The following is a 26,983-nucleotide window of genomic DNA, read 5'->3' on the forward strand; positions in this document are numbered from 1 at the left end:
AGAGCTACCGATTGGACTAGGGGGAGTCAAATCCTACCAAATCCAGACGAACTCCGAATGCTGATAAATATACTCCGCAGTGAGGGCTTGGGTGCTAAGGTCCGAGTCCGAGAGGGAAAGAACCCAGACCTACAGCTAAGGTCCCTAAATTTGTACTAAGTTGAACTAAGGAGGTTCAGCTGCTTAGACAGCCAGGATGTTGGCTTGGAAGCAGCCATTCATTTAAAGAGTGCGTAACAGCTCACTGGTCGAGCGGCAGAGCATCGATAATAATCGGGCATCAAGTACAATACCGAAGCTTAGGATCATTTTATGATGGTAGGGGAGCATTCTCTAATCGACGAAGGTGGAACGTGAGTTCTGCTGGAGAATAGAGAAGAGCAAATGTAGGCATAAGTAACGATAAGGCAGGCGAGAAACCTGCCCACCGATAGACTAAGGATTCCCCGGCAATGCTAATCAGCCGGGGGTTAGTCGGGACCTAAGGCGAACCCGAAAGGGGTAGTCGATGGACAACTGGTTAATATTCCAGTACCACCTTTATTTTCGATGGGGTGACGGAGTAGTGAAAGTACCGCGTACTGACGGAATAGTACGTTGAAGGGTGTAGGTATAGGGACTGTAGGTAAATCCGCAGACCCTGCTGAACCTGATAGTACCACAAATCTTCGGATGCGTGGATAGTGTACCTAAACAGACTTCCAAGAAAAACCTCTAAGGCTAGAATAAAGGTGCCCGTACCGTAAACCGACACAGGTAGTCAAGGAGAGAATCCTGAGGTGCTCGAGTGATTCATGGTTAAGGAACTAGGCAAAATCGCCCTGTAACTTCGGGAGAAGGGGCGCCCCCAGCAATGGGGGCCGCAGTGAAAAGACCCAGGCGACTGTTTATCAAAAACACATGGCTTTGCGAACTTGAAAGAGGATGTATAAGGCCTGACACCTGCCCGGTGCTGGAAGGTTAAGGGGGGGAGTTATCTTCGGAGAAGCTCTGAACTGAAGCCCCAGTAAACGGCGGCCGTAACTATAACGGTCCTAAGGTAGCGAAATTCCTTGTCGGGTAAGTTCCGACCTGCACGAATGGTGCAACGATCTGGGTACTGTCTCAACCATGAGCTCGGTGAAATTGTAGTTCCGGTGAAGATGCCGGATACCCGCAACGGGACGGAAAGACCCCGTGAACCTTTACTATAGCTTCACATTGGTATTGGGTAAATGATGTGTAGGATAGCTGGGAGACTCTGAAGCTGTGTCGTCAGGCATGGTGGAGTCGTTGGTGAAATACCAGCCTTTATTTATCTGATGCCTAACCCCGTAAGGGAGACAGTGTGTGGTGGGTAGTTTGACTGGGGTGGTCGCCTCCAAAAGAGTAACGGAGGCTTTCAAAGGTACCCTCAGCACGCTTGGTAACCGTGCGCAGAGTGCAATAGCATAAGGGTGCTTGACTGTGAGGCCTACAAGCCGAGCAGGTAGGAAACTAGGATATAGTGATCCGGCGGTTCTGTATGGAAGGGCCGTCGCTCAAAGGATAAAAGGTACTCCGGGGATAACAGGCTGATCTCCCCCAAGAGCTCATATCGACGGGGAGGTTTGGCACCTCGATGTCGGCTCGTCACATCCTGGGGCTGGAGAAGGTCCCAAGGGTTGGGCTGTTCGCCCATTAAAGTGGCACGCGAGCTGGGTTCAGAACGTCGTGAGACAGTTCGGTCCCTATCTGTTGTGGGCGCAAGAAATTTGAGTAGATCTGACTTTAGTACGAGAGGACCGAGTTGGACAAACCGCTGGTGTACCAGTTGTTCCGCCAGGAGCACTGCTGGGTAGCTACGTTTGGAAGGGATAAGCACTGAAAGCATCTAAGTGCGAAACCCACTACAAGATGAGATTTCTTTTAAGGGATGTTCTAGATTAGGACGTAGATAGGCTGCAGGTGTAAAGGCAGTAATGTCAAAGCTGAGCAGTACTAATTACCCGTAAGCTTTCTTAAAGCGTTTCGATAAACTCGCAATTTTTCAAGTGAATCTTTCTTTTATATGTCAAGACATTAAGTCCTATCCGATCATGGATATAGGCAAAATTTATGGTGATTATAGCGACGGGGTCCACCTCTTCCCATTCCGAACAGAGAAGTTAAGCCCGTCAGCGCTGATGGTACTGCCGTAATAGGTGGGAGAGTAGGTCGTTGCCAGTTTATTAACAAAGCCCTCTTAGAAATAAGAGGGCTTTTTTTGTTTTATAATAACTTACCACCTAAGAAGTCGTTAAGTCAATTTTATATTAGCATATGGTGATTTGGTGGGTGCTTTCTCTTTTTCTAGCTGTTCCTATCCTGGTACATCTATTTGATTTCCGTAGGGCTAAAAAGCTCTATTTTTCTACTATTAAATACATTGTTAAGCTGTCCTCAAAAACTAAGGCAAAGTCGAGGCTGAAATATCTACTGGTTTTAGGAAATCGAATTCTCATTTTTTGCTGCTTGCTATTTTGTCTGTGGCAACTGCTGTCCAATGATGCTAAAATAAATGGGCCCGTATTTCTTTATTATGATAACTCAATAAGTTCATCCAACAGTAATGGAAATCTAGTTTTGGAGGAAACAGTCCAATCCTTACTCGATAATGATTTGAAACCAATTAATCTATATGACAATTTCAGCTCTCAGCAGGTTGCTTCATCATCTGATTTTTCTGTTTCATATAGCTATGCTTCTAGTGGACTGAGTCGTTTTTTTACTAATGAATTCAAGCATGAGGGGAGTAGTGTTTTTATTTCTGATTTTCAACTCATTGAAGTTGGGGAACTGAAGGAATTGAATATTGATTCTTCACGGTCTTATGATCTAATACTATTAAATGATTTAAATGATGACAGGAATGTATTTGTAGATAGCTTGTGGATTGAAGTAAACTCTACTGATTTATCCAAGCTATCAATTTTTGTTGATTTTGTAGCGTCAAATGTAATGGATGGAAATTTGGTTGTAAAGCTAATGCAGGAGGGGAGGCAATTGAGCTCTGTTGTTAAAAGCGTTGGAGAGTTGGATGTCATTGAGTTTGATGTTCCATTTGATGAATACGGACATTATTCCTTAATAATAAGTGGTGATGATGTGTTATACGACAATGAGTTTTACTTCATCCGTGGAGCAAGCAACAAGCCAACCATTTCGATTTTGAATAATGGAGATACGAGGGCAATTGAGGAAGTTTTTAATAACGCTGCACTTTTTGAAGCTGAAATTCTAGACATTCAGAATTTGGACTATGAATTGATGAGTGCATCAGATTTAATAGTATTCAATTCTTTTACAGAACTCCCAACTAACTTAATTGAGCAATTTAAAGACAAGTATTTACTTATATTCCCGTCTGATTCTTTCGAAACTCAATCGTACAATGATCTGGAGGGGTTATCTTTTTCTACAAGAGAAACTGACAATCTGCAGATAGATCTTGTTGATGGTAATTTATTAATGAAAGGAATATTTGAGAAAAACGCCATGCCTGGTTCACTTCCTGTTTTAAAACCAATATTTGGTGTTCAAGGGGCTTATGAGCCAATTATAAACTACCGAGATAATAGTCCTTTCCTTTTTGTAAATGAAAAGAAATATGTTTTCAATACAGCTTTGAATACTACCTCAGGATTTGAAACGAACGCATTATTTCTACCTATTTTATATCAAATAGCTTTTTCTTCGGTAGGTGGACTTGAGACACCATACGTTTATCCTGGTAACTCAGTTGAACTTAATGTTTCTACTTCTGATATTCCAATTAGGTTGGTAAAAGATGGGTTTGAAGTAATTCCTTTATTTAATTCATCGGGTTTACAAACTACAATTCAAATTCCCGAAAATATTAATCCCGGATTTTATTACCTGGTTCAAGAAGGAGATACTCTACGTCAATTAGCTATTAATATCCCGAAGGAGGAATCAATAATGGCTTCTCCAAGTCTGGATGAATTGAAGCAAGCTTTCTCTCAACATGAAAATGTGAATGTGTCTGAAGCATATGAGGGTTCAGTAAATACCGTGTTTGCGTCAACAGAATCAGTTGGCTTATGGAAATATGCGTTAATTTTGGCCATTATGTTGATTTTTACTGAAACAATGCTGCATAGATATTTCAGATGAGCTTACTGCTGAAGAATGTATACGTCTTAGATCCCTACTCCCCAGCTCATACCAAGCAAGCTAACATACTTATCGAAAAGGGTAAAATCACTTCGCTCAATGGTAAATCTGCTCAGAAGGAAGTTGACCTTCAGGGAAAGATGGTTAGTTGTGGATGGATGGATTTAAATGCACAATTCTGTGATCCAGGTAATGAACATAGGGAAGATATTGTAAGTGGGTCTAAGGCAGCAAGCGCTGGGGGATTTACTGATATCTGTTTAATTCCTGAAACAGATCCTCCAATTACTTCAAAGAGTGACGTCAGCTACTTAATAAAAAGAGCACCTAATTACGTAGATATTCATCCGCTTGCTGCTATCAGTGATTCATTGCAGGGCGAGAACCTTACAGAAATGCTGGATCTGCATGAAGCTGGTGCGGTTGCTTTTTCAGAGGGGGATCAACCCATTTGGAATGCCAAGCTCCTACTAAAAGCACTCCAATACACCAATGATATTAATGTTCCAATTGTGCAGAATGCCAGAGATATAAATCTTTCTCAAGGCACACATATGCATGAGGGCACGGTGAGCACTCTCTTGGGATTGAGAGCTGAGCCTTCACTTTCTGAGGAATTAATTATTCAGCGAGATATTGATATACTCAAGTACAGTGGTGGGAGCATCCACTTTAGTCGTCTTTCTACTGCTCGCGGTGTTGAGCTGATAAAAAAAGCTAAAAAAGAAGGACTATCTGTGACATGTGATGTGGGGATTCATCATTTGTTATTTTCTGAAAACGATATAGGTGATTTTGACACCAATCATAAGAGTTTGCCACCCTATCGATCGGAGAAGGACAGAAAGGCTTTAGTTAAAGGCGTGAAGGATGGAACGATTGAAGCTATTTGTTCCAACCATCGTCCACTGGATCAGGAATGTAAACAGCTGGAATTTGATCTCGCAGATCCAGGAAGTTTATCACTTCAGACCTTTTATCCATCACTGCTAAAGCTATCAAAGGAAATCCCAATGGAAACTCTTATCGAAAGGGTAACTAATGGACCTAGAAGAATCATGAGGATGGATGGTTTGAAAATAGATGAGAGTGAGGTAGCCAAACTTACCATCTTTGATCCTGACAGTTTATGGATATTGAATGATGCTTCTAATTTGTCAAGATCTCGAAATTCTCCTTTCTGGAACTCTGAATTAAAGGGGGAGGTGATTGGTACGATTAACGGAACCAGTATAACGCTCAAATAACAGTGATAAAATCCACTATCAAGTATTCTATTTTATGTGGGGTATTCCTAATAGGTCTATTCTTCATTTCCATCAATTTTGGTAGCAATCCACTGTTGGATATGCGGCATTTCTTCTTTGATTTAGGTGTTTTTTTTCTATTCATCTATTTCAGTGGTAAGGAATATAAAGACTACAGAAATGGCGGTTACTTTCATTTTTGGCAAGGAATAAGTATTGGTTTTATCGTTATGATTCCTGCAGTTTTAGTCTTCTCAACTGTTTTTTATTTTGTTTTTGAAGCAAACCCTGAGTTGCTTGAAGCATATAAAGAAGGAGCAAAAGCTATGTTGATTGAAAAGAAGGATTTGTATCTTGAGAAATTCTCCGAGGAGCAGTATCAGCAACAGCTTGCCGCTGTGGATGAAGAAACAACAGTTCGGCTGATGATAAGTACCTTTTGGAAGAAAATCATTGCCGGGTTCCTAATTACTCCTGTAGTTGCAATAATTTTAAGAAAAAAACCTAAATAACTAACTATGAACAATCACGCAATCAAATCTGGATTAATGGTGGGTGTAATTGGCATTGTCCTTACTCTACTCCTATACATCGTAAATCCGGCTCTACTTGTGTCCATGTGGATGCTATTGTTTTTTATTGTTTTCCTTGCTTTGGTATGCTATTTCGGCATTCAGCATAGAAATGAGATAGGAGGATATATGTCCTTTGGAAAAGCATGGGTGTACTCTATGCAAGTTTTCATAGCAGCAGGCCTACTAAGTACCATCTTCAATCTACTATTGTATAATGTGATAGATCCTGAGTTACCTGAAATGTTAGCTGACCAATCTGTGGAAAATGCTGAGTCAATGATGCGTAATTTCGGCATGCCGGAGGATCAAATGGATGAAGCCCTAGAAAAAACCAGATCAGATACATTAGATCGATTTACAGTATCAGGTTCTGTTATGGGATTTTTATGGGGATTAATTATTTATGCCATACTTTCGCTTATAACTGGTGCAATAATTAAGAAGAAAGAACCTGAACTTGAAGGCTAAAGATCTATCAATAGTTATACCTGTTTATAATGAGGAAGAATCCATTCCAGAACTTTTGGAGTGGATTTTTCGCGTTGTAGACGAAAATAAGATTGACACGGAAATACTTCTGGTTGATGATGGGAGTTCGGATAACTCATGGATAGTTATAAACAAGTTTGCTGAAAAAGATCAAAGAGTAGTTGGCTATCGGTTTAATCGGAATTACGGTAAATCAGCAGCCCTGCAGACAGGCTTTAATAAAGCAAGTGGGAAAGTAGTCATAACTATGGATGCGGATATGCAGGACAGTCCGGATGAGATTCCAGAGCTAATGAAGATGCTGACAACTCTGGATTTACATATTGTTTCAGGCTGGAAGAAAAAGCGACATGATCCAATCAGTAAAACCATTCCTTCAAAACTTTTCAACTGGGTTACCCGGATGGTTTCAGGTATAAGTTTGCATGATTTCAACTGCGGTCTTAAAGCTTATAAGCGAGATGTGGTAAAGAATATCCATGTGTATGGTGAAATGCATCGCTATATCCCACTCATTGCTAAGTGGAATGGGTTTAATAAAATAGGAGAAAAGCAAGTAGCGCACCGAGCAAGAAAGTATGGTTCTACGAAGTATGGTATGAAGCGCTTTGTGACAGGATTTTTGGATTTACTGTCTGTTACTTTCGTTTCCAGGTTTAAGAAAAATCCGATGCACTTTTTCGGTGTTTTTGGCAGTCTGTCTTTTATAGGTGGCTTCTTTATAACCCTATGGATCATAGGAGAGAAGCTATACCGACAGTATTATCAGTTGGCTCGTAGAGATGTTGTTGATCAGCCACTTTTTTTCCTTGCCTTAGTTGCATTGATTGTGGGCATGCAATTGTTTTTGGCCGGATTTATTGCGGAAATGATGATCCAGTTGAATCAAAAAAAGGGCGACTATCTTATTGCTGAAAAGACCGAGGATCCTATCACATCCACGGAGAACTATGCCTAAATATTCAATCATTGTTCCTGTATTCAATCGTCCTGATGAAATAGATGAATTACTTGAAAGTCTTGTATATCAGACTCACAAGGATTTCGAGGTGCTTATTGTAGAAGATGGATCAACCAAAAAATGTGATGACATCATTCCAAAGTACAGTTCAAAGCTTGATATTTCTTATTTCTATAAGGAAAATAGTGGGCAAGGGTTTAGTAGAAACTATGGGTTTGAAAGAGCTAAGGGAGAATGGTTGATATTATTTGATTCAGATTGTGTGATTCCTGAATTATATCTTGCCAAACTAGAAAGCTTAACCGCTGACCATCCAGGAGTACATGCATACTGTGGGCCAGATGCCGCATCCCCAGATTTTTCACCACTCCAAAAAGCGATCTCCTACTCAATGACATCTTTCCTAACAACCGGTGGTATTCGGGGCAAAAGGACGAAAATATCCAATGACGCATACCTGAGAAGCTACAACTTGGTTATCAATGCCTCAATTTTTGATCAGCTTGGAGGGTTTGCGAAGACCAACATGGGAGAGGATATGGAACTCAGTAATAGGTTTAGCAAATCAGGCTTTAAAGCAATGATAACGGATGATTTAATGGTTTTTCATAAGCGTAGAAACACTCTTAAATCATTTTTCAACCAAATATCTTCATTTGGCAGGACTAGAATACAGCTGTATCGGAAATATGGGATACCAATAAAAATCCCACATTTCCTTCCGCCTATTTTCTCACTTGGTCTGGTTTCTATTTTGATTTTTTCAATCACCACTCCAGGATATGGCTTGTTTTTTTTGCTTGTTTATGCGCTTTACTTTTTCTGTATACTCATTCATTCAATCTGGATAGAGAAGAGTTTAAAAGTAGGTGCTATGGTAATTATCACTACCCTTTTACAGCATTTTGCCTATGGTTTTGGTTTCATCAAAGAACTGATCTATCCCAGATCACGCTAGCAAGCTATCTTTGATGTATGCAAATAACTTTAACTACTCCTGCGCTTCTTTTTCCTGCAATTTCATTGCTTCTGCTCGCATACACCAATCGATTTTTAGCAATTGCCACTCTAATCCGTCAACTACATAAAAGTTATCTAGGCGACCCTAAGAGTGTGCTTGAAGGGCAGCTAAAGAACTTAAGAAAGCGGTTGTTTCTGATTAGAGCTATGCAGTTGTTCGGAGTAATGAGTCTTCTTCTTTGTGTGTTGGCTATGTTCTTTATTTACCTGAAAGTAGGAGAATGGGGAAGTGGAATTTTTGGAATATCCCTTGTTTTGCTTTTGCTTTCATTAATCATATCCGTAAGAGAAATACAACTATCCACTAAGGCCTTAGATCTGGAGCTGAGTGATATGGAGCTTGGTAGTAAGCTCAAGTTCTAATCACAAAAGCACTCCCGCAAACTGTGTTGCGAGAGCCTTCTGCATATCCACCAAAAAAGGACCTAACTATTTAAAAAACCACTTATGAAATACTTAGTCCATCCATTTCATGGGGTGCTTGTCGTTGTAATATTTCATCACTTTTGTGAGTGTAAAGCCCTGATAAAGGACTGAGCAAACTACAACAACGTATGTCATGGTAACGATAATTTCCTGTCCGGGGAAGTTGGTTAGTGAGAGTGAAACTGCTACGGGTAGCCCTCCTCTAAGTGCTCCCCATGACAGCACCGGGATGGTGCCATCATCAAAGGAGCGACTCATCGACATCAACCTGATGGGTATGAATACACTTATCCATCTGGCGAATAAGGCAAAATTGACTGCAAAAAAACCTAACGCGAAATAGTCAAGTCGAAGAGGGATAACCAACATTTCAAAACCAATTAGCACGAAAAGCATTGCAGCCAATGTTTCTTCTAATAATTGCCAAAAACGATATACGTATGCGCCAACTGCATTTTCTCCTTTTTCATTCCTCCCAAAGTTGCCAAGTATTAATCCAGTGGTAGCAGCTACCATCATAGATGAAACATACATGAGGTCTGCGACGTAAGACCCACCCATTACCAGTGCCAGGGTGATCAAAACTTCTACCTCCACCTTATCATTGTCAATATAATTCAGGACGGAGTAACCCAACCAACCAAAGAACAGGCCGGCGATAAGTCCACCTCCCAGGTCCCTAATCAAGACCCAAGCTGCGCCTGTAAAATTTAGTGAACCCATGGCGGCCTGTTCTTTGTAAATGTTTACAAACACGAGAGCAAGCACAATGGCAATAGCACCATTGAGCAGTGCTTCTCCAGATATTTTTGTTTCCAACTCATTGGACATCTTAAACCTACGGATGGTTTTTGTGATAGCTACTGGGTCTGTGGAGGAAATAAGTGCTCCGAATACCAATGAAGCAATGTAGCTTAAGGTGATGCCCAACATGCCAGCGGTAAAGTATATCAACGTGGCTATGACGAATGTGGAAATGAGTACTCCAAAGAATGAAAGCACCAAAACAGGTACGAGTTGGTCTCCGAGCTTTTTGAAGTCAACATTTAATCCACCCGCGAATAGCATAACACTGAGCACAAAACGATATAGTACTTCCGCGAAATCATATTTTTTGACATGCTCAGCAAGATGAAACTCAGGAAAGAGAAAACCGAATACGAATACCAAGAGTGAAAGAGCCAACGCTAAAATTGTCAATCCAATTGAGGACGGAAGCTTTAGGTAAAATGTATTTATGAAAATAAATACACCTGAAAAAAATATAAGTACCGCAATGATGTCGAAGATGCTCATAGCTATCCTGTTTGAGGTATCAAAAGTATGATTTTGATCAATGAGATAAACTCTGAAAATAGTTGTATAATCTTTTCAGAGAATATCAGGAATGAGTCATCCGTATTTTCACGGATACTTTTAAATAAGATTTAAGTGAGCTGCTTTTTTAATTAGCTCAGCCGTGTTTTGCACTTTTAATTTTTTCATCATATTCACCCGATGTGTTTCCACTGTTCGGGCACTGACGAAAAGCTGCTCAGCTATTTCCTTGGTGGTTTGTCCCTCGGAGACCAATGTTAAAACTTCCATTTCCCGATCGGATAGTTTTTTATGAGATTCTCCCTCAATGGCCATATTGCCAATCATTAGCTGGGATATTTCACTATTGAAATGCTTTTTCCCATTAGCTACGTTTTTAATGGCCTGAATCAACTCATTTTCATCTGCATTTTTGATCAGGTAGCCAAACGCCCCATTTCTAACAGCTTTTACTACATACTGACCTTCAGCATGCATGGTAAGAACAATGAATCGCACTTCTGGAAATTTTGTTCGACATTCCTCAATTGCCTCAAGTCCATTTATTCCAGGCATGGTAATATCTATGAGGACAATATGAGGCTCAGTGCTAGCCAGTAGACCGAATAGATCTTCCGCAGATGAGGCTTCACCTACAACCTCCAAATCTTCGTTTTTTAATAAGAGAGAAATAATTCCCTCTCTGAATAACTGGTGATCATCAACTACTATAATTCTAATCTTGCTCATGGTAGTGGAATTTCTACTTCTATGGTTGTTCCTTTATTATTAGTTCTAATATCTATGGTTCCATTGGCCAGTTTTACTCGTTCTTTCATGTTTCGAATGCCGTTTCCATGAGAAGATTGTTCTGGATTGAACCCAATCCCATTATCGGCAATGAAGAACCCCACATGATCTTCAAATTCACTCATAGATACTTTTAGTTCAGTAGCTTTAGAGTGTTTGATTGCGTTATTGATTGACTCTTGCGCAATCCGATACAGCGCGATATGAATGTCATCATCAATGTCTGATTCAGCTGGCATATCGTTTTTGTAAAGCACGCAAATAGAGAAATTATCTTCAATTTGTTTCAATAAGTTACCTATTGCTTCACCAGCACCAAAATCGACAAGAACATTTGGCATCAGATTGTTGCTCATTCGCCTTACTTCGCCGATGGTTTCGTCCAGCCTAAGTAATAATTGTTTTTTTGTATCCTCACTTAGTTCAGCTGCCTGAAGATTCATTCTTAGTGTCGTCAATAAAGGTCCAAGACCATCATGCATTTCTTTAGAGAGTCTGGATCGTTCTTGTTCCTCGCCGTTAAGGATAGAGCGCTGATTTTCTTTTAATAATCGTTGTTCATTTTCCTTAAAGGCGCGCAGCTTTTCTTTCATCTGAATCAATGCAGCACCCATTTTATCCTGCTTACTTAGTGGTTTATAGTCAGCATCAAAATTTCCTGAACCGATCTCATTAGCAAAGACCACTGTCTCTCTAAGTGCACTTACAAGCTTTTCCAGCGCCATAAACATTCGGCCGATCTCGTCTTCCCTCTTTTCATCGTATGGAACTTCATTTAATACACCCTTAGACATATCCATCAGGGTTTTTTCCATGGTAACGATTGGTCGGACAATCATCCTGGAGAGGAAGTAGGAAACAACCAGCACAAAAATCAAGATGACAATGAATATATAGAAGAGGTTGTTCTGTAGTTTTTTAAGAGGAAATAGGGCTTCCTGACGATCTATTTCTGTCAAAATCACCCACTTCAGTCCATTTATATTTATTCCTTCATACGAACTGAACACCTCGGCACCCCGATAGTCAGAGTAGGTAGCTTCTTCAGACTCGCCACTTAGAGCCCTGATAACACCCTGTGTCTTCACTTCTACCTGTGGGTTTTTCACATTGAACCTAGGTTTTGTGAGCAACTGATAATTTTCACCTACCAGGTAGGACTCCCCTGTCTGTCCCAGCCCGGTTCGTTCCAATAAGATCTCCTGTATACCAGGAATTTCAGCGATAGCAACCAGAATTTCATCATCCTTTTTTCCGATAAATCCTACTTTGATTTGACCAACTGGATAAATAGGGGACAGATCTACCAGTTGAACATTTGATTCTTTCGGTACGCTGAATCCCTTTTCAATTAATGAGTCAGGAAGTTTTTCATACCTGGTCAATGATGCGAAATACTCGTCCTCTATATGCTCTTCGCTTAGCAATTGCTTGAATGCAGCAATACGATCATTGAGCTCTGTTTTGATTTTAACAATCTTAAGCTGCTTCACCGATGACAGCTGTAGTAATACACGCTCCTTAAGTGCAGTGTCAAATTGTGTATAGAAAAGCGAGCTCAGCATAGCTATGAGCACCAGTGACAAGGCCACCAGTAGCATAGCTAGTTTATTGCCAATATTTACTCTGCTAAGCATCGTGTAAAATTATCTGGTTAATTTTTTTAAGATAATAAGGAAAAATACGGATGAAAGAAATGGCAAAAGCCGGAAGTATGATGTTTTTAAATTTTGTCTTCACCGCCTAAAGAATCTGGTTCCATTAAAGCTGAAAGAATGAAGTGTGTGGAATGCGAAGACGGTCTCCTCCCTTAAGCTCAGGGAGAGACTACCCTCATTGGTCATTACGTAAAATTGGGTTTGGACACCATCAGAATTAATGTCAAGCAGGTAGAATTTTTGTTTATCCTGATCAAATCCAAAGTATTCGATATTACCGGTTCCTTGATCTATTTTTAGTACATAAGGCTTTACTTTTTGTGCATTCCATAGCTGGCCTTCGTCTGATTGGAAATCACCTTCCAATATGGTGAAAATAGTTTTGATATCACTCGCATTATTATTTGGGTAAACTTTAGTGCTTACAAGTATGGCTTCCTCAAACTTTTGCTTAACTATTTCTGCGTAGTTTGAAATGCTGTCATTTAACACCTCCGGAAAGGATAGAAATAAAAAAGATGTGCTGCTTCCTCTTCTATTATTAATGGTTTTGTGGATTAAATCCTGGAAGCCGTAGGTTCTTACCTCCAGCATTTTACCCTTCACCAGTCTCCCTTTGGTTTTCGCTACCTCGGTTATTTTTAAACTTTTTGGATTGATGTCCTGAATTCTAAATGATCTGATAGTATACGTTTTATTACGAATGTTTGCTGTGTTGGGCTTGTCAGATGCGATGTGTTTTATAGTTACTTCTCTATTATCATTAACATAAAAGGTATTATTCCACCATTTTTCACCCACATCATCGTAATAAACATAATTCAGCTTGCTACCCAGCCAATCCACAGCCGATTGAAACTGGATTTTATCCTGCTCAGGATTTTGTGCAAGTATAACAGAGGAAAATAAAGAGATAGAGAAGGCTATAAGTATCCTCATTTTAATACAGACTGTCTCTCTCTATTCACACTTAAACTAAGTACATCAGGCCTGGAATAGTGTCCTGAGGGATCAAAGTTTTGTCGTTCTTCTCTCACTCTTTTATGATTTATTTCCACAACTATTAATTCTTCCTTATTGACAACTGGCTCAATCACCCATGATCCATCTGGTGCCGCAATGCATGATCCACCATCTGCCAATGTGTTTTGGGTTACTTTTCTCATTTCTTCCGCGAATGGAAAATCATCCGGGACATCTTCGGGTCTAAAAATGCCAGAAACCCCCATTACATAAGATCTGGACTCCTGAGCGATCACAGGGATTAGTTTTTCTGTATTTCTTTTATTGCCTGGCCATATAGAGACATGTAGGTCCTCCCCCTGGGCATACATCGCTGCTCTGGCTAATGGCATCCAGTTTTCCCAGCAGTTTAGTCCTCCAACAGTGAATGGTGGTATCTTGTGAGTAACCAGTCCGTGTCCATCTCCTATACTCCAGGACAACCTTTCTTCGTAAGTTGGCATTAGTTTCCTATGAATGGACTTTATTTCTCCTCCTTCATTAATGAATATCATTGAACAATATAAGCTATGGCCACCCCGGTCGGAAGGCCGCTCAATGGTTCCCAAGTAGATAGAGATTTCTTTTTCTTTAGCAAGTTTACAAAGAGAATCAAGCTGGCCTTCTTCAATATTTATTGCTTGCCGCGAGTAAAGTGCATGTATTTCTTTCTGGACAGACGAATTGAATGCAGCTCCATTTAACCGTTCCAGCCAAAATGGGTAGCCGGGAACGAGTGCTTCACCAAATACAATCAGTTTCGCATTCTGATCAGCGGCTTTAGTAACAAAAGTCATCACCTTCTCCAATGTTTTTTGGCGGCTGAGCCAAATAGGTGCAATTTGAGCTATTCCTACTTTTATAAAGTCTTTCATACTACTAGCTGATCATAATAGATCACTAAAATAATTGGAATTATCTTGCATTTGTAACCACTGCCGGATGAGTGCAATAAATGTCGAGGATTTACATGCGAGGCTTCATTTGCTAGAGTCTTCTGTGCCACATGCCTGGGTGTCTTGGGATGATCCTAAAACCATTCATGTGGAGAAAAGCACCTGTGAAGACATTTTACCAAGAGGGGACTACAGGCTAGAAAATATAGTAACTGGTGAATGTCTCAAAGAAATCACTTCTTACTATCAGAATATTTCAACTAGGACTCAGGAAACAAATTTCACCATTAGCAACAATGGTCAGGTATGTGATGTCACTTGTTCGTCTGTGTTGACAGGAGGTAATATCATAAGTCTGTGGTTTGTCATTCCTGAAAAAGACAATTCCATTTTGTACCTGCAAAATGCGGCACATGATTTTCGATCACCTTTGGCTTCCATTTTAGGTGTGGTTAACCTGATGCATCATTCTATTAGGAATGATGAAGATATAGATCGGGGAGAAATGACAACTTACCTTGATATGATTAAGGTGAGTACTGATAAAACGTTGCGGCTTGCAGATGAGATCATGGAGTTGGCAGAAATAGAGTCTGAAAGCTATGAGCTAAGAATGAGTCCGATAGTCGTTAGGGATTTTGTATCTAACTACCTGGCGACTCACCGACTTATAACCCTTAAAAAGAAAATCAAGGTACAATTTGACTCGGATCTGGATTCAGTAGCTATGATAAATGAATCGAAGTTGACACGAGCCCTGGATAATATTTTAAGTAACGCGGTAAAATTTAGTAAGCCAGATTCTATCATTAAGGTTCAGCTTTTAGAGGAGGATGAGGACATTCTATTGATAATTGCAGATCAGGGAATAGGTATGTCCCCAGACATCCTGAAAAATGTTTTTGTGAAATTCGGCAGCTCCAAAAGAGCTGGACTGGATGGAGAACCGAGTCATGGATTAGGGATGTCCATTGTTCAGCAAATCATGAGACTACATGGAGGAAATGTTAAAATAACCAGCAATGAGGGAATAGGTACTTCAGTTAGTTTGATCTTAAAAAAGAAGTTATGAAAAAAATAATAATAGCAGATGATTCATTTTTTCAACGCAAAACACTTCAGGACATCCTCAAAGAGTTGGGCCATGAGTCTGAGGCTGTATCTTCTGGCGAAGAACTTCTTGCAAACCTCAGTGAATCTCATGATTGCATTTTTTTGGATTTGCTAATGGGCGGGATGTCGGGCATTGACGTGCTAAAGGAACTTAAAGCCAGAGGCAATGAAACTCCAGTAGTTGTCATTACGGCAGATATACAGAAAGCAAGAAAAGAGGAAGTTATGAGTCTAGGTGCTACGGCATTTATGAATAAGGTGGTTAACAAGGATGAACTTGTCTCCATATTGAACAACATTTTTAATTAAGCGATACAGATATGCTCAATTCAAAACAAGTAGATACAATCACCGAGATAATCAACATAGGAGTTGGTAAAGGTTCTGCGTCGCTTAGTCAAATGATTGACGGAGAGATTCTACTGAATGTGCCCTACGTAAACGTGATTACATTCGATGATGTGCTTTCAGAAATCAAAAAGCTTGGAGGAGGAGATCAGGTGCACGCTGTGGAGATGCGTTTTTCGGGTGAATATGAAGGAAGTGCCAATGTGATCCTACCAGGAGACAGTGCCAAGCAGTTGGCCTCTCTGTTGATTCATGAAGATCCTGATTCCGCTACCATAGCAGAGATGAAAGATGGGTTGATGATTGAAGTTGGAAATATTATCTTAAACGCGATCATGGGTTCGTTTGGTAACATTCTGGATGCACCATTGGACTATCATATGCCAAAGAGCTATCAGGGTGATATAGAAGGGATATATGGCCAGCTGGACAAACAACGATACAATCAGGTGCTCGTATGCCACACGAATTTTTCCATTCGTGGTAAGAATATCAGTGGAGATATACTGATCATGTACGAAATGGGCTCGTTTGATAAATTATCAGATATGCTCAATAAGATGATAGAAAGCTAGTTTCTGATAATCTCAAACGAATGGGTTTGCTCAGCACTCAATGAGCCAGCAACGGAACAATATTTTGTGGTAGCCAGGTCTACAATTCTTTCAGCCTCTTCTTCGGTAAGGTCTGGGGAATAGATGAAATATTTTAGATGAATTTTTGTGAAACCACGTGGATGTTCGTCTCTTCGTTCCCCGCTAATCTCTGCTTTCAGGTCAACAAAGGTTTTTCTGCGTTTTTTCACCATTGAAACAATCTCTACCGCGGCACATGCACCCACCGCAGACAATAGCATTTCAGTGGGTGATTGATACTGCTTCTGTTCTGCAGAGCGCATGTCTATTTCAATTTTGTTTCCGTTTTCATTGGTTGAGGTAAACTCTTCGTCACCTTTATATTTCAAGTCTATTTTCATGGAATTCGAATAATTTTTAATGCTGGGTAATACAAATCAAAACTGGCCATTTTAGTTCACTTTCCAGGCCAGGGTGTCGTGATGCTCTGCTATCAAGGAGCGAAGATAGCTCCCAATGTAGTTGACTCCCTCAAAACCAGCCTCCCTTGCGGCCTGATCTTCCTTTTCAAATGAAATCTCAGGACCTGCAAAATCGTGCATGTTTTCATAGAAACCGATGGTGAAATTATCCCAGCTAGGTCCAAATACTCGAGTGAAAATGAAATTCGGCCGATGTTCTATACCAGCGTAAAACTGATTTTCAGCTAGTCGCTGTTTCAGGAGTTCGTTTTGCTTTCCAGCCAACGATGTAAAAATTTCTATATGGAATAGATTGTATTTTTCAAACGCTGCTATGAAGACGTTTATCGATGGACCTTTGACAATGGCTTCTTCCTGAAATGAAACCAAATCAAAAAAATCATTCCCATAAGGTTTTTCAATGGTTTTGGATTTTGCTCTTTCATCTGCCTGAAGAGAAGAAAAATAACCTTCAAGTTCGTCAATGGGATAGATGAGCATCAAATCCCAATGATCTCCCTGGCTGTGACGAAGCAAGTATGGTTTGTTTTCAAGGAAACTCTCAAAGCTTGAAATATCCTGATCAATCAATGCGATTAAGTCAAGTAACTCACCCGGCTTGGCTCGAAGCAAAGTAACCTTATAGAATTGATCCTGAGCGGTGAGCTGGAATGAAAGAATTAATAGAATAGTAGCAAATAGATGTTTCATAATACCAAGCTACAAAACTTTCATTTTCGATTGTTGTATTCCTTGATCAAAAGATTCAGACGCTTAAAATCTAATTCACCCTCGGCTTCTTTAAGGTGATGCATGATGGCGAGCCCTTTAGCTAGCTGGCTATCTACATTTTTTACTTTTCCTACAATATGAATCAAATTTCGTTGCTTGCCTTTGGTTAGTTTATGAAAATACATGCTTCCTTCAGAATCCTGATCCAGCAAAACCTGAAATGACTCAGGAATAGGCATGCCATATTCAGAACGATCTTTTTCAAGTTTTACTTCAACCTGATCCCCCTCTTGAAGGTGGTGTTTTTTCATAAACTCCTTCTTCACGTAAACACTGTAGACTTCTCCCTTAGGCATTAATGCACTATGGATAGGGTCCGCATGGTTGATGGTGCAAATGATTCGCCGGTCGTCCTCTTCAATGAATTGATCGCCGATTTCTTTTGGAATTGCCACATAGTAGCTCCAAAGATCAGATTCGAATTTTAGAATAGGAGCTTTAAATTTCTTCATCACTTCTTAATCAAAGGCAGCACTACTGTAGCAGTAGTACCCTTACCCCATTCGGAGGTGTAATTTAATGTTCCTCCATGCTCGTTTATGATGGAGTAAGTGATTGAAAGTCCTAAGCCGGTTCCTTTGCCGGGCTCTTTGGTGCTGAAGAATGGTTCAGTGATTTTCTTCAGATTTTCTGGTTTAATTCCATGACCGGAATCAGCAAAGTCAATGGTCACTTTATCATAATTCAAGGTGGTTTTGATTTTTATTGTCCCTGTCTTTTCGATGGCCTGAATGGAGTTGGTGATGATATTTAAAAATGCCTGGTGAAGCTTTCCATTGTTGCCCATCACGATTGCAGGTTCATCTGAAAATTCTTTCTCCAGGTCAATACCATTTTTAAGACGGTATCTTATCATGGTAAGGCAGTTATCGATCAGGTGGTAGATGTCACAAGGCTCTAGTTTCTTATCAGATGCATGGCTAAATTCATTTAAGCTGGATACGATGGTGGAGGCTCTGGAAATCCCCTCTTTAATAGCACCAATCAGAAGGCCATAATCTTCCTTTTTGATTTTCTTGCTCTTTTTTAGTTTTTGCTCCAGACCATCCACACCACCTTGGATGAAATTGAGGGGGTTGTTTATTTCATGTGCAACACCGGCAGCTAGAATACCCAAAGAAGCCATTTTGTCTGACTGGATCATTTGTTCCTGAGCTTGCTTTAGTTGCTCGATCGCCCGACTCAATTCCTGTTTTTGCTCCTCTATTTCCTGTGTGCGTATTTTCACGGTTCTCTCCAGTCTCAGGTTGCTGGATCTAAGCCTTCTTAGTCTCGCCCAATAGAGAATTATACCTAAGCAAAGAACAAAAATTACCATTAACACTTTAGCCCATATTGTTTGCCACCAGGCTGCCGATATAACGATTTCTTTAGTGAGGGTACGGTCAAAAAAGTTACCCTCTATGCCTGACTGTAGTTCAAAAACATATCTCCCCGGTGATAGGTTAGTGTATGTTGCATTTCGCTCATCAGATCCCATCACCCAGTCATCATCGAAAGGTGCCAGGCGATATCTAAACTGAAGCAGATCAGTATGAGCATAACTTATGCCAGTATATTCAATGGATAATCTGTTGGTTCGGGCGGGTACAACTATCCCATTATTTTTTGAGATAAGTTCATTGTCTGCATAAACCTCCTCTATTAACATTTTTGGTCTGAAGGAAGGAGGCTTAATTAGGTTTGGGTCTAATCGTACGATTCCACCAATCGTAGGTATCCAAAATCTACCTTGAGAGTCTTCAAAGGATAACACAGCGCCCAGGCAGTGGCTATTTTTCATGCCATAGCTTTCATCGTATTGCTTTACATTGAGTTGGACAGTAGGGTCATCAGCCGCTGCTTCCAGTTCATCTCTTTTCACACTCAAAATAGCATTCTCTGAAGGCATCCAAAGGTTACCTTTATTGTCTTCCAAAACATCGTAGATGATATTAGTAGGCATCCCATTCTCGGAGGAGAAATTAATAATGTCTTTTCCATCAAATCCTGAAAGTCCATCATTAGAAGCGATCCAGATGAATAGGGAAGTTGCATGTGTTGCAAACATGAAGTTGGAAGGGAGGCCGTCATCTACTGAGAGGGTTTGTTTGACTTTTCTATCCTTGATAATATTTAGACCGCTAATTGTACCAATAATCATCTCCTGATCATGGTTTTGTTCGATCGATAAGATGTAATTAGAGGTAAGGCCATCTTCTATGCCGAAAGAGGACCATGAATCAAGACTCCCATTTTCAAATAAAAGAAGGCCTGTGTTTTTTGTGCCAACCCAGATGGTGCCTTCATGGTCTTCATAAGCAAGTCGAATAAAATTATCCGGGAAGCCAGTAGCAACAGAGTATCGACGGCCCTTATTTCCATCAATAACCACCAGACCCCCATAGGTACTCACCCATATTCTTCCTTTACTATCAGTAAATAAATTCTTGAGTCTCTCTTTTGGTATTGGTACAGGCGGAATGAATTCGGACACCTTTCCATTAGTAAGTAAGTTGAGTTTACCGTTCTCATTTCCCAGCAAAAATGTATGGTCAGCTATTTCTGTTACGCTACTAATTATATTAGATGCCAGTCCATCATTTTTTGTAAAGCTTGTGATAGACCCATCTCCTAAAAAGAAAATACCACTTCTATAGGTGCCTACCCATAAATTCCCCTCAGAATCGAAAGTCAGGTCCTCAACGATATTATTGGGCATTCCTGTTTGCTCAGTTAGAGAGTCAAGGGCGGTAGAAATTTGATTGTATCTGAAAAGTCCTTTCATCGTTCCAAGCCATAGCATCTCACTGTTATCAAACAAAAGGGCATTGATGGTTGTGTTTTTTAATATAGGGCTCTCAATAAGTTCTGTTCCATCCCATAAATAAAGACCATTACCAGTGCCCATGTAGATGAGTCCTTTAGAATAAAGCAGGGTGTTGATGCCATTGATATCCCGGTCTAATTGAATGTCTTGTAACTCTTCATCTGCCGAGTATTTGAGTAATCGTGAATCATCTGTACCAAAAAATACATTACCATTACGATCTTCCACGATCGAAAGGATAGTACTTTTTTCAACCTGAAAATCAGAGGTCATTTCTTTCAGTATTCCATCACTGTATCTAAAAAGGTTATTGGATTTTGAGCTAAACCAAAGATCTCCTTGCTGAGTTAACAGCATTTCTTCGATACTCAAATGCTTTACAACTCCTAATCCAGCCGGAATACTGAACTCACCGTCTTTATGTGTGGCCACCCCATGAAGCGTTCCTAGCCATAGCTCATTCCCAGTCCCTTTTTCAATACGTAATACATTAGATGCAGGGAGACCACTATTCTGGCTGGTGAATACGGTGAACTCTTTGCCGTCAAAACGATGGAGGCCTGTATAGGTTCCAATCCACATATATCCATCTCCTGTTTGAGCCATTTCGTTTACAGACTCTGTGGTTAATCCGTCTTCGGTATTCCAGCTTCTTAAGACATACTGTGTTAGGCGTTTTTCAGAATTCATTGGCTGACCATGCGTAGCGTAACAAAGCACATTGGCCAGCATCCAAAATGCAGCACTTTTGTGAAGAATGTTCACATGGTGGATGAATTTGATAAGACCTTTTAACATTGAAATAGTATGTATTCTTAATTTAAGAAAAGAAGTGGTTATTACCTATTTCAACCAGATAGGTTTCGATGATCTGTTATAAGATGTGGAAATAAATCATGATGTAGTGGCATGCACTTCCTCCCAAAACACAAATATGGAAAGTCGCATGATTCATGGGAATAGTTCGAATGCTATAGAGAATAGCCCCCAAAGTGTAAAAGACCCCTCCTGCCAATAGCCATAATAGCCCTTCAGATGACATTGTAGCCAAAAGCGGCTTGATAGCAAAAATGGCGATCCAGCCCATGACGATATACATGATGGTGGATAGCCTATCAAACCTACCTGTGAAAAACAGCTTTAGAATTACCCCGAAAAGGCCGACCCCCCAAATAAAATAGAAAAGTGTGATGCCAATACTTTCACCCAAAGTAAGCAGACAAACAGGGGTATAGGTTCCAGCAATTAGTATATAAATAGCTGCGTGATCGAAAATGCGCAAGCGAGCACGGGTGCGCTGATTCTTTGAAGCATGATATAGGGTGGAGGCAGAATATAGAATGATCAGACTTAAGCCAAAGACCAGAGAAGAAATCAGCTCGGTAACTCCAGACGACTTCACCAGCAAGAGAACAAGACCCACAAAGCTCAACACCACTCCCAGTCCATGGGTAAGTACGTTGAGTCTTTCTTCCGATGCTGTATAATGTACCTCTGCCATTTATTTTTTTACGATAGGATATTAGGTGATTTGTTAAACAATCCAAATATGATTGTGAATTCAGATTTGACCAAACGATCAATCAGAACATTTGTATTAAAAGTATATGAATGTTGAATCAAAATTTAAGAGCGAAGATATGAAACCACTTGAAGAAATGAATGTAGCAATACTTTCTGAAGATGGATTTGAAGAATCAGAACTTATGTCTCCGAAGGAGATGCTTGAGTCTAATGGAGCAAACGTAACCATTGTATCTCCACGCAAAGGAAAAATCAGAAGCTGGAAAGATGATAACTGGAATATGGAACTGGAAGTAGATAAACAAGTGCAACAAACAAATGCAGATGAATATGACGCACTATTAATTCCTGGTGGAGTAGCCAACCCTGATCTGCTGAGAGTAAATGAAGATACCGTTGCATTTGTTAGTGACTTTTTTGAGGCGGGCAAGCCGATCGCATCCATCTGTCACGGCCCTCAGGTGCTAATTGAAACAGGCGCGTTAACCGGAAGAATGATGACATCTTTCCCAAGCATCAAAACTGATTTAAAAAACGCTGGCGCGAAGTGGATTGATAAAAGCGTAGTAGTGGATGCAGGCCTGGTGACCAGCAGATCACCTGAAGATTTGGACGACTTCAATGCCAAGATGATTGAAGAATTTGCAGAAGGGGTACACGAAAATCAAAAAACAATCTAATAATTAAGCTCCAAAGCTGTGCCCCACATACCTCAAGGTGTGTGGGGTTTTTTATGTTTTAAAGAATCATTTTACTACTTTTAATTTCATCACCAAATTCCCACCAAGAATGACCACCAGGGAAGAACATGAACGGATTATCGAACTGGAATCTTATTCCATTCTTGATACTCTTTCGGATAAAGATTATGATAATCTCACCGCGCTGGCAGCTGAAATTTGCCAAACGCCTATTTCACTTATTTCATTGGTAGATAAGGAAAGACAATGGTTTAAATCTCATCATGGCTTAAATGTGAGTGAAACACCCCGTATTCATTCTTTTTGTGCTCATGCCATAGAGCAGCCCCAAAAGCTTTTTTATGTCAAAGATGCAAGAGACGACATGCGGTTTCTTTCGAACCCGCTTGTTACCGGAGATCCCTATATTGTTTTTTATGCAGGAGTACCGCTTACAACAAAAAACGGTCATTCGCTTGGTACTCTTTGTGTTATTGATCAGAAACCTAAGGAGCTGAGTGAAAGCCAGGTGAGGGCGTTAGAGGTTCTTTCAAAACAGGTGATGAGCCTCCTGGAGCTAAGAAAAAGCAGATTCGAACTTCGTTCTTTGAATGAGAGGCTCGAAGCAAAAAATAAGATGCTTCAAAAGTTTGCTGATATTGCTGCTGCCAAAATCAATTCTCCTTTAAATATCATGGCAGAAACGTACGACCAATTCATAAAAAAATATGGAGACCAAATAGGTAAGGAAGGAGCGAAACAATTACAGCCTGCGATTGAGTCAGGACGCAAGCTGAAAGAAATGGTTAAGGCCCTTAATGAACATGCTAAAATCCCTGAGCTGAAACGACTAAAGAATGATGCGATTAATCTGGAGGAGATGGGAGACCGATTGCGGAAATGCTTCCAGCAATCAGATGACTATGAAATCAACTATGTATTCCATACCGAAAGTGTCACTACCAATGGGGCTATGTTGGAAGAAATACTCATGCAGCTAATGTCTAATGCAATCAGGCACAATGACAAACCGATTGCAGACGTGGAGGTAGGTGCACGTGAGTTGGATTTCCATTATGAATTTTATGTATTAGATAATGGACCGGGAATACCAGAGGAAAAGATACCTAAAGCATTTGAGATGTTTACTTCGTTTCACACAATTGGGAGGATGGGAGAATATAGTCTGGGTGTAGGACTTGGGCATGCAAAGAATCTGGTGGAGGAGCTAGGTGGTGAGATGGATATCAATTCAGATGAAGGAGAAGGAACAATTATTTCCTTCTCCATACCCAAGTGAATGCGTTTACTTATAGCAGATTAAGCGCTTCATCCACAGGCGTGTTTCCGTTTAGTAACTCCAGGTTTTTTCCATACGATTTATCATGATTCAGTGATTTTTTAACTACGGTAGCCACATCTGTACGCGAAATGCTTCCACTGCGTTGACTGATCTTTTCCCCAAGTTCTACGTTGTTGGTCCCTTTTTCATCGGTTAATCTTCCTGGCATCAGGATAGTATAGTTAAGGCCGCTCTGCATCAGGTGCTTATCAGCGTCTGCTTTGGCTTCATAATAGTGAGCCATGCTCTCCGGCCATTGATCAGAGCTGGCATCTGCGCCGAATGCACTCACCATGACGAAACGATCTACTTTATGTTTTACTGACAAGTCTATCGCTTTCTTAGCTCCGATCCGATCTACCAAATGGGTTTTGTCTTTCCCGGTTTGAGCCCCACTACCGGCCGTAAATACTACTGCATTTACACCATCAAAGGCATGATCAAAATCATTTTCCAGATCTGCGAGTACCGTTTTGATGCCTTTGGCTTCAAATGCCTCTTGCTGTTCCACCTTTCGTACCATGGCGATGGGCTGGTGCGGGGTGTCTTTCAGCTTTTGTGATAAAATGGTTCCTATTTTTCCGTTTGCGCCTATGATTAATACATTCATTGTTTTCGTGTGTTGTTTATATAATTAATCCATCTCAGCGCAAATCGTTCAGGAAAATGTGGATTTACTCAAATCCCGGCCTTAACCAAACCTCTATACGGTGACAAGGCTTCAGGAAGAGATGCCCCTTGAGGGGACAACTGTTCGTAACCAGAAAATCCTTGAGAAAGGATCTGAAATAAATCCGGGATCTGGAACATCAACCCTTATACTTATCAAACCACGCAATGATGTGCGCCACTTTAGTGATCAATTGGCTGGGGCGATTTGAAATGTTGTGATATGAGCCAGGAATCTCTACTAGCACTGTCTCGATCTTACGATACTTCAATGCATGATAAAGTTGTTTTGCTTCCGATGTAGGCGTGCGCAGGTCTTCCATGCCCACCATCACCATTGTCGGGCATTCCACATTGCCAACCAACGAGATCGGTGAAAACTTCATGTAATGTTCCATGTTCGTCCACGGCAGTCCTTCGTATCGAGTGTGGTAGTAGCCATACCAGTTGTCAGCTACTAGTGTTTTGCTGTACCAGTTCATTACCGGTTTGACCACCGCAGAAGCTTTAAATCGGTCAGACTTTCCGATCATCCAGGCCGTCATAATGCCACCCGCACTACCGCCGGTTACAAATAGATTTTCAGTATCGATATAACCTTTTTCTATCAGTGCATCCATGCCGGACATGATGTCGTCATAGTCATTGCCGGGATAGTTGTGATAGAGCAGGTTGCCAAATTCCTCGCCATAGCCGGTGCTGCCTCGTGGGTTGGGATAAAACACCACATATCCCGCTGCTGAATAGAGCTGAATTTCCGGTGAAAAACGTTCACCGTAGTTAGAAATGGGTCCTCCATGATTCTCAATAATCAGGGGGTATTTTTTGTTCGGATCAAACTGAGGAGGCTTCACGATCCAGCCTTGCACGTCTCGCTGGTCGTGTGAAGATTTCCACCAAAATTCTTCCACCTGACCCAACTCCCTGTAGTCAAGCAGGTCTGTGTTCAGGTTGGTAATACGACTAAATTTTCCACGGTTAACTACGGCCAGATCGCCTGGATGTTCCGGTCGGGTGTAGTTGTAGGCCACAGCACCCTTGCCAGATACGGAGAATGACCCTCCGCCATACGGTCGTCCGATGGTGGCTCCACCCAGGTTGTCGGCTATCTGTCGCTGGTTGCCCATCAAATCTGTGTAGCCAATTTTCGTTCTTCCTTTATCGTCGTACTGATAGTACACCCCTTTACTATCCCCACTCCAGATAATGGAAGAGATGCTTCTGTCAAAATCAGTAAGCAGGGTTCGTTTGTTGTTGCCGTTGATATCCATCAGCTGGATTTGGGTAAGCTGGTAGGTCTGTACTTTGTCCTCATAGCCCAGGTAGACGATACTTTGTCCATCAGGGGAAACAGAAGGAGATCGATCAGGGCCATTGCGATCTGTAAGTTGAGTGATTTCGCCTGTTTGCACATTCACTTTATAGATTTCTGAGTTTCGGAAATCGTACTCCCAGTTGTCTGATCTATTCCCTGAGCAAAGGATGTAGTTGCCGTCGGGTGTCCAGGCAGGTCTGCTATGGTTGTAATCACCGGAGGTGATCTGTCTTGGTGTGCCACCTAATGCAGGCACCACAAAGATGTGTCGGAATCCGGGCGGAATGTAGCCGGAACCATCTGCTTCATGCCGCATGCGATCAGTGATGCGCGGGGCGTCTGCCCATTTGGCTCCTTTGGGTTTTTTTGGATCACTCACGATTACCGGGGGCTTTTGAGCTACAGTCATGGTAAAAGCAAGCTGTTTTCCATCAGCAGACCAGGTGATACTGCCGGGTGATTTTTCGAGCTGAGTGATGCGTGCTGTCTGACCACTCTCCATCCAATAGATATGAATTTCAGATCCCTGATCAGTAGATCTACGGTAGGCAATGCGCGTGCCGTCCGGAGACCATCGCGCACCAGATTCACTGCCGTCGTAGCTGGTTAGTTTTCGGTGGTTGGAGCCATCCGTATTGATGATCCATAGATTACCAACTTTTTTATCCTCCATGATGGACATTCCCATTCGCCGATAAACAACCTGTGAGCCGTCTGGAGATATTTGCGGATCGGCTACCCATTCCAACTGGAACACATCCAGTTCCTGAAAGGGTAGGTTATCCTGCGCGAAAACACTGAATGATAGAATTACTGTGAGGGAGACCAATAACTTTTTCAT

Annotated in this window: 24 protein-coding genes, 2 rRNA genes and 1 pseudogene (1 of these 27 running past the window's edge); 15 read left to right on the top strand and 12 right to left on the bottom strand. The window is 41.0% G+C overall.

Going from position 1 to position 26,983, the window contains the following annotated elements; all coding sequences use genetic code 11:
• The 10 genes and pseudogenes from ACXAH9_RS05975 to ACXAH9_RS06020 all read left to right on the top strand — a co-directional run.
• Positions 1–1,983 (top strand): 23S ribosomal RNA (locus ACXAH9_RS05975); it begins 884 nt to the left of the window's first position.
• 92 nt (positions 1,984–2,075) lie between these two features.
• A 5S ribosomal RNA gene (gene rrf / locus ACXAH9_RS05980) occupies positions 2,076–2,187 on the top strand.
• 93 nt (positions 2,188–2,280) lie between these two features.
• Positions 2,281–2,475: pseudogene (locus ACXAH9_RS05985) on the top strand (BatA domain-containing protein); the annotation flags it as partial.
• Positions 2,476–2,619: 144 nt separating this feature from the next.
• A complete protein-coding gene (locus ACXAH9_RS05990) occupies positions 2,620–4,134 on the top strand; it encodes a hypothetical protein (RefSeq protein ID WP_474894206.1) in 1,515 nt (504 codons plus the stop codon).
• The gene (locus ACXAH9_RS05995) at positions 4,131–5,381 is read left to right on the top strand and encodes a dihydroorotase (protein ID WP_474893945.1); all 1,251 of its coding nucleotides are present in this window, start codon (positions 4,131–4,133) and stop codon (positions 5,379–5,381) included. Before ACXAH9_RS05990 ends, ACXAH9_RS05995 begins: the two co-directional genes overlap by 4 nt.
• Positions 5,382–5,383: 2 nt before the next feature.
• Complete coding sequence (locus ACXAH9_RS06000) at positions 5,384–5,893, top strand: DUF4199 domain-containing protein (RefSeq protein ID WP_474893946.1); 510 nt, start codon at positions 5,384–5,386, stop codon at positions 5,891–5,893.
• 6 nt (positions 5,894–5,899) lie between these two features.
• Positions 5,900–6,424, top strand: coding sequence for a DUF4199 domain-containing protein (locus ACXAH9_RS06005; RefSeq protein WP_474893947.1), 525 nt, complete (start codon positions 5,900–5,902; stop codon positions 6,422–6,424).
• Complete coding sequence (locus ACXAH9_RS06010) at positions 6,414–7,403, top strand: glycosyltransferase family 2 protein (RefSeq protein WP_474893948.1); 990 nt, start codon at positions 6,414–6,416, stop codon at positions 7,401–7,403. Before ACXAH9_RS06005 ends, ACXAH9_RS06010 begins: the two co-directional genes overlap by 11 nt.
• Complete coding sequence (locus ACXAH9_RS06015; protein WP_474893949.1) at positions 7,396–8,364, top strand: glycosyltransferase family 2 protein; 969 nt, start codon at positions 7,396–7,398, stop codon at positions 8,362–8,364. Before ACXAH9_RS06010 ends, ACXAH9_RS06015 begins: the two co-directional genes overlap by 8 nt.
• Positions 8,365–8,381: 17 nt before the next feature.
• A complete protein-coding gene (locus tag ACXAH9_RS06020; RefSeq protein ID WP_474893950.1) occupies positions 8,382–8,789 on the top strand; it encodes a DUF2721 domain-containing protein in 408 nt (135 codons plus the stop codon).
• Positions 8,790–8,882: 93 nt separating this feature from the next.
• Here ACXAH9_RS06020 and ACXAH9_RS06025 read toward each other — a convergent pair whose 3' ends face one another.
• The 5 genes from ACXAH9_RS06025 to ACXAH9_RS06045 all read right to left on the bottom strand — a co-directional run bounded on the left by ACXAH9_RS06025 (position 8,883) and on the right by ACXAH9_RS06045 (position 14,493).
• Positions 8,883–10,148, bottom strand: coding sequence for a cation:proton antiporter (locus ACXAH9_RS06025; RefSeq protein ID WP_474893951.1), 1,266 nt, complete (start codon positions 10,146–10,148; stop codon positions 8,883–8,885).
• 120 nt (positions 10,149–10,268) lie between these two features.
• The gene (locus ACXAH9_RS06030; protein WP_474893952.1) at positions 10,269–10,898 is read right to left on the bottom strand and encodes a response regulator; all 630 of its coding nucleotides are present in this window, start codon (positions 10,896–10,898) and stop codon (positions 10,269–10,271) included.
• Positions 10,895–12,595 carry a sensor histidine kinase gene (locus ACXAH9_RS06035; RefSeq protein WP_474893953.1) on the bottom strand — a complete coding sequence of 567 codons (1,701 nt, stop codon included), beginning with the start codon at positions 12,593–12,595 and terminating at the stop codon, positions 10,895–10,897. The genes ACXAH9_RS06030 and ACXAH9_RS06035 overlap by 4 nt, the downstream gene beginning before the upstream one ends.
• Before the next feature lie 99 nt (positions 12,596–12,694).
• The gene (locus ACXAH9_RS06040; protein ID WP_474893954.1) at positions 12,695–13,555 is read right to left on the bottom strand and encodes a hypothetical protein; all 861 of its coding nucleotides are present in this window, start codon (positions 13,553–13,555) and stop codon (positions 12,695–12,697) included.
• Complete coding sequence (locus ACXAH9_RS06045) at positions 13,552–14,493, bottom strand: carbon-nitrogen hydrolase family protein (protein WP_474893955.1); 942 nt, start codon at positions 14,491–14,493, stop codon at positions 13,552–13,554. Before ACXAH9_RS06045 ends, ACXAH9_RS06040 begins: the two co-directional genes overlap by 4 nt.
• A gap of 67 nt (positions 14,494–14,560) precedes the next feature.
• Between ACXAH9_RS06045 and ACXAH9_RS06050 the strand changes: the two genes are divergently transcribed.
• From ACXAH9_RS06050 to ACXAH9_RS06060, 3 genes are read left to right on the top strand one after another with little or no spacing between them, the layout of a single operon-like run.
• Positions 14,561–15,586 (top strand): sensor histidine kinase, encoded by a 1,026-nt coding sequence (locus ACXAH9_RS06050; protein WP_474893956.1) that lies wholly within the window; start codon positions 14,561–14,563, stop codon positions 15,584–15,586.
• Complete coding sequence (locus ACXAH9_RS06055; RefSeq protein ID WP_474893957.1) at positions 15,583–15,936, top strand: response regulator; 354 nt, start codon at positions 15,583–15,585, stop codon at positions 15,934–15,936. The genes ACXAH9_RS06050 and ACXAH9_RS06055 overlap by 4 nt, the downstream gene beginning before the upstream one ends.
• An 11-nt stretch (positions 15,937–15,947) precedes the next feature.
• Positions 15,948–16,550, top strand: coding sequence for a hypothetical protein (locus ACXAH9_RS06060; protein ID WP_474893958.1), 603 nt, complete (start codon positions 15,948–15,950; stop codon positions 16,548–16,550).
• Here the strand turns inward: ACXAH9_RS06060 and ACXAH9_RS06065 are convergent.
• The 5 genes from ACXAH9_RS06065 to trhA form a co-directional block, all read right to left on the bottom strand.
• Positions 16,547–16,951, bottom strand: a complete 405-nt coding sequence (locus ACXAH9_RS06065) for an OsmC family protein (protein ID WP_474893959.1) — start codon at positions 16,949–16,951, stop codon at positions 16,547–16,549. The two genes, ACXAH9_RS06060 and ACXAH9_RS06065, sit on opposite strands and share 4 nt — an antisense overlap.
• Positions 16,952–17,002: 51 nt before the next feature.
• The gene (locus ACXAH9_RS06070; RefSeq protein ID WP_474893960.1) at positions 17,003–17,722 is read right to left on the bottom strand and encodes a hypothetical protein; all 720 of its coding nucleotides are present in this window, start codon (positions 17,720–17,722) and stop codon (positions 17,003–17,005) included.
• 20 nt (positions 17,723–17,742) lie between these two features.
• On the bottom strand, positions 17,743–18,255 hold the full coding sequence (locus tag ACXAH9_RS06075) for a YdeI/OmpD-associated family protein (RefSeq protein ID WP_474893961.1): 513 nt from the start codon (positions 18,253–18,255) through the stop codon (positions 17,743–17,745).
• Entirely contained in the window at positions 18,255–21,377 is a 3,123-nt protein-coding gene (locus ACXAH9_RS06080) for a sensor histidine kinase (RefSeq protein ID WP_474893962.1), read from the bottom strand. The genes ACXAH9_RS06075 and ACXAH9_RS06080 overlap by 1 nt, the downstream gene beginning before the upstream one ends.
• A gap of 109 nt (positions 21,378–21,486) precedes the next feature.
• Positions 21,487–22,113 (bottom strand): PAQR family membrane homeostasis protein TrhA, encoded by a 627-nt coding sequence (gene trhA, locus ACXAH9_RS06085; protein ID WP_474893963.1) that lies wholly within the window; start codon positions 22,111–22,113, stop codon positions 21,487–21,489.
• 139 nt (positions 22,114–22,252) lie between these two features.
• On the opposite strand from trhA, the gene ACXAH9_RS06090 reads away from it, so the two are divergent.
• Both ACXAH9_RS06090 and ACXAH9_RS06095 read left to right on the top strand, forming a co-directional pair.
• The gene (locus ACXAH9_RS06090) at positions 22,253–22,816 is read left to right on the top strand and encodes a type 1 glutamine amidotransferase domain-containing protein (RefSeq protein WP_474893964.1); all 564 of its coding nucleotides are present in this window, start codon (positions 22,253–22,255) and stop codon (positions 22,814–22,816) included.
• 109 nt (positions 22,817–22,925) lie between these two features.
• Positions 22,926–24,116: a sensor histidine kinase gene (locus ACXAH9_RS06095; protein WP_474893965.1), complete on the top strand. Its 1,191-nt coding sequence runs from the start codon at positions 22,926–22,928 to the stop codon at positions 24,114–24,116.
• Between the two features lie 10 nt (positions 24,117–24,126).
• Here ACXAH9_RS06095 and ACXAH9_RS06100 read toward each other — a convergent pair whose 3' ends face one another.
• On the bottom strand, positions 24,127–24,768 hold the full coding sequence (locus tag ACXAH9_RS06100; RefSeq protein WP_474893966.1) for an SDR family oxidoreductase: 642 nt from the start codon (positions 24,766–24,768) through the stop codon (positions 24,127–24,129).
• A gap of 199 nt (positions 24,769–24,967) precedes the next feature.
• A complete protein-coding gene (locus tag ACXAH9_RS06105) occupies positions 24,968–26,983 on the bottom strand; it encodes a prolyl oligopeptidase family serine peptidase (protein ID WP_474893967.1) in 2,016 nt (671 codons plus the stop codon).

The sequence above is a fragment of the Ekhidna sp. ABH4_415 genome, assembly GCF_056161305.1.

Excerpts from the sequence above, each read along its gene's own strand:
- ACXAH9_RS05995 (WP_474893945.1), top strand. The coding sequence starts at position 4,131 with ATGAGCTTACTGCTGAAGAATGTATACGTCTTAGATCCCTACTCCCCA.
- ACXAH9_RS06005 (WP_474893947.1), top strand. The coding sequence starts at position 5,900 with ATGAACAATCACGCAATCAAATCTGGATTAATGGTGGGTGTAATTGGC.
- ACXAH9_RS06015 (WP_474893949.1), top strand. The coding sequence starts at position 7,396 with ATGCCTAAATATTCAATCATTGTTCCTGTATTCAATCGTCCTGATGAA.
- ACXAH9_RS06020 (WP_474893950.1), top strand. The coding sequence starts at position 8,382 with ATGCAAATAACTTTAACTACTCCTGCGCTTCTTTTTCCTGCAATTTCA.
- ACXAH9_RS06025 (WP_474893951.1), bottom strand. The coding sequence starts at position 10,148 with ATGAGCATCTTCGACATCATTGCGGTACTTATATTTTTTTCAGGTGTA.
- ACXAH9_RS06030 (WP_474893952.1), bottom strand. The coding sequence starts at position 10,898 with ATGAGCAAGATTAGAATTATAGTAGTTGATGATCACCAGTTATTCAGA.
- ACXAH9_RS06035 (WP_474893953.1), bottom strand. The coding sequence starts at position 12,595 with ATGCTTAGCAGAGTAAATATTGGCAATAAACTAGCTATGCTACTGGTG.
- ACXAH9_RS06040 (WP_474893954.1), bottom strand. The coding sequence starts at position 13,555 with ATGAGGATACTTATAGCCTTCTCTATCTCTTTATTTTCCTCTGTTATA.
- ACXAH9_RS06045 (WP_474893955.1), bottom strand. The coding sequence starts at position 14,493 with ATGAAAGACTTTATAAAAGTAGGAATAGCTCAAATTGCACCTATTTGG.
- ACXAH9_RS06050 (WP_474893956.1), top strand. The coding sequence starts at position 14,561 with ATGAGTGCAATAAATGTCGAGGATTTACATGCGAGGCTTCATTTGCTA.
- ACXAH9_RS06055 (WP_474893957.1), top strand. The coding sequence starts at position 15,583 with ATGAAAAAAATAATAATAGCAGATGATTCATTTTTTCAACGCAAAACA.
- ACXAH9_RS06060 (WP_474893958.1), top strand. The coding sequence starts at position 15,948 with ATGCTCAATTCAAAACAAGTAGATACAATCACCGAGATAATCAACATA.
- ACXAH9_RS06065 (WP_474893959.1), bottom strand. The coding sequence starts at position 16,951 with ATGAAAATAGACTTGAAATATAAAGGTGACGAAGAGTTTACCTCAACC.
- ACXAH9_RS06070 (WP_474893960.1), bottom strand. The coding sequence starts at position 17,722 with ATGAAACATCTATTTGCTACTATTCTATTAATTCTTTCATTCCAGCTC.
- ACXAH9_RS06075 (WP_474893961.1), bottom strand. The coding sequence starts at position 18,255 with ATGAAGAAATTTAAAGCTCCTATTCTAAAATTCGAATCTGATCTTTGG.
- trhA (WP_474893963.1), bottom strand. The coding sequence starts at position 22,113 with ATGGCAGAGGTACATTATACAGCATCGGAAGAAAGACTCAACGTACTT.
- ACXAH9_RS06090 (WP_474893964.1), top strand. The coding sequence starts at position 22,253 with ATGAAACCACTTGAAGAAATGAATGTAGCAATACTTTCTGAAGATGGA.
- ACXAH9_RS06095 (WP_474893965.1), top strand. The coding sequence starts at position 22,926 with ATGACCACCAGGGAAGAACATGAACGGATTATCGAACTGGAATCTTAT.
- ACXAH9_RS06100 (WP_474893966.1), bottom strand. The coding sequence starts at position 24,768 with ATGAATGTATTAATCATAGGCGCAAACGGAAAAATAGGAACCATTTTA.
- ACXAH9_RS06105 (WP_474893967.1), bottom strand. The coding sequence starts at position 26,983 with ATGAAAAAGTTATTGGTCTCCCTCACAGTAATTCTATCATTCAGTGTT.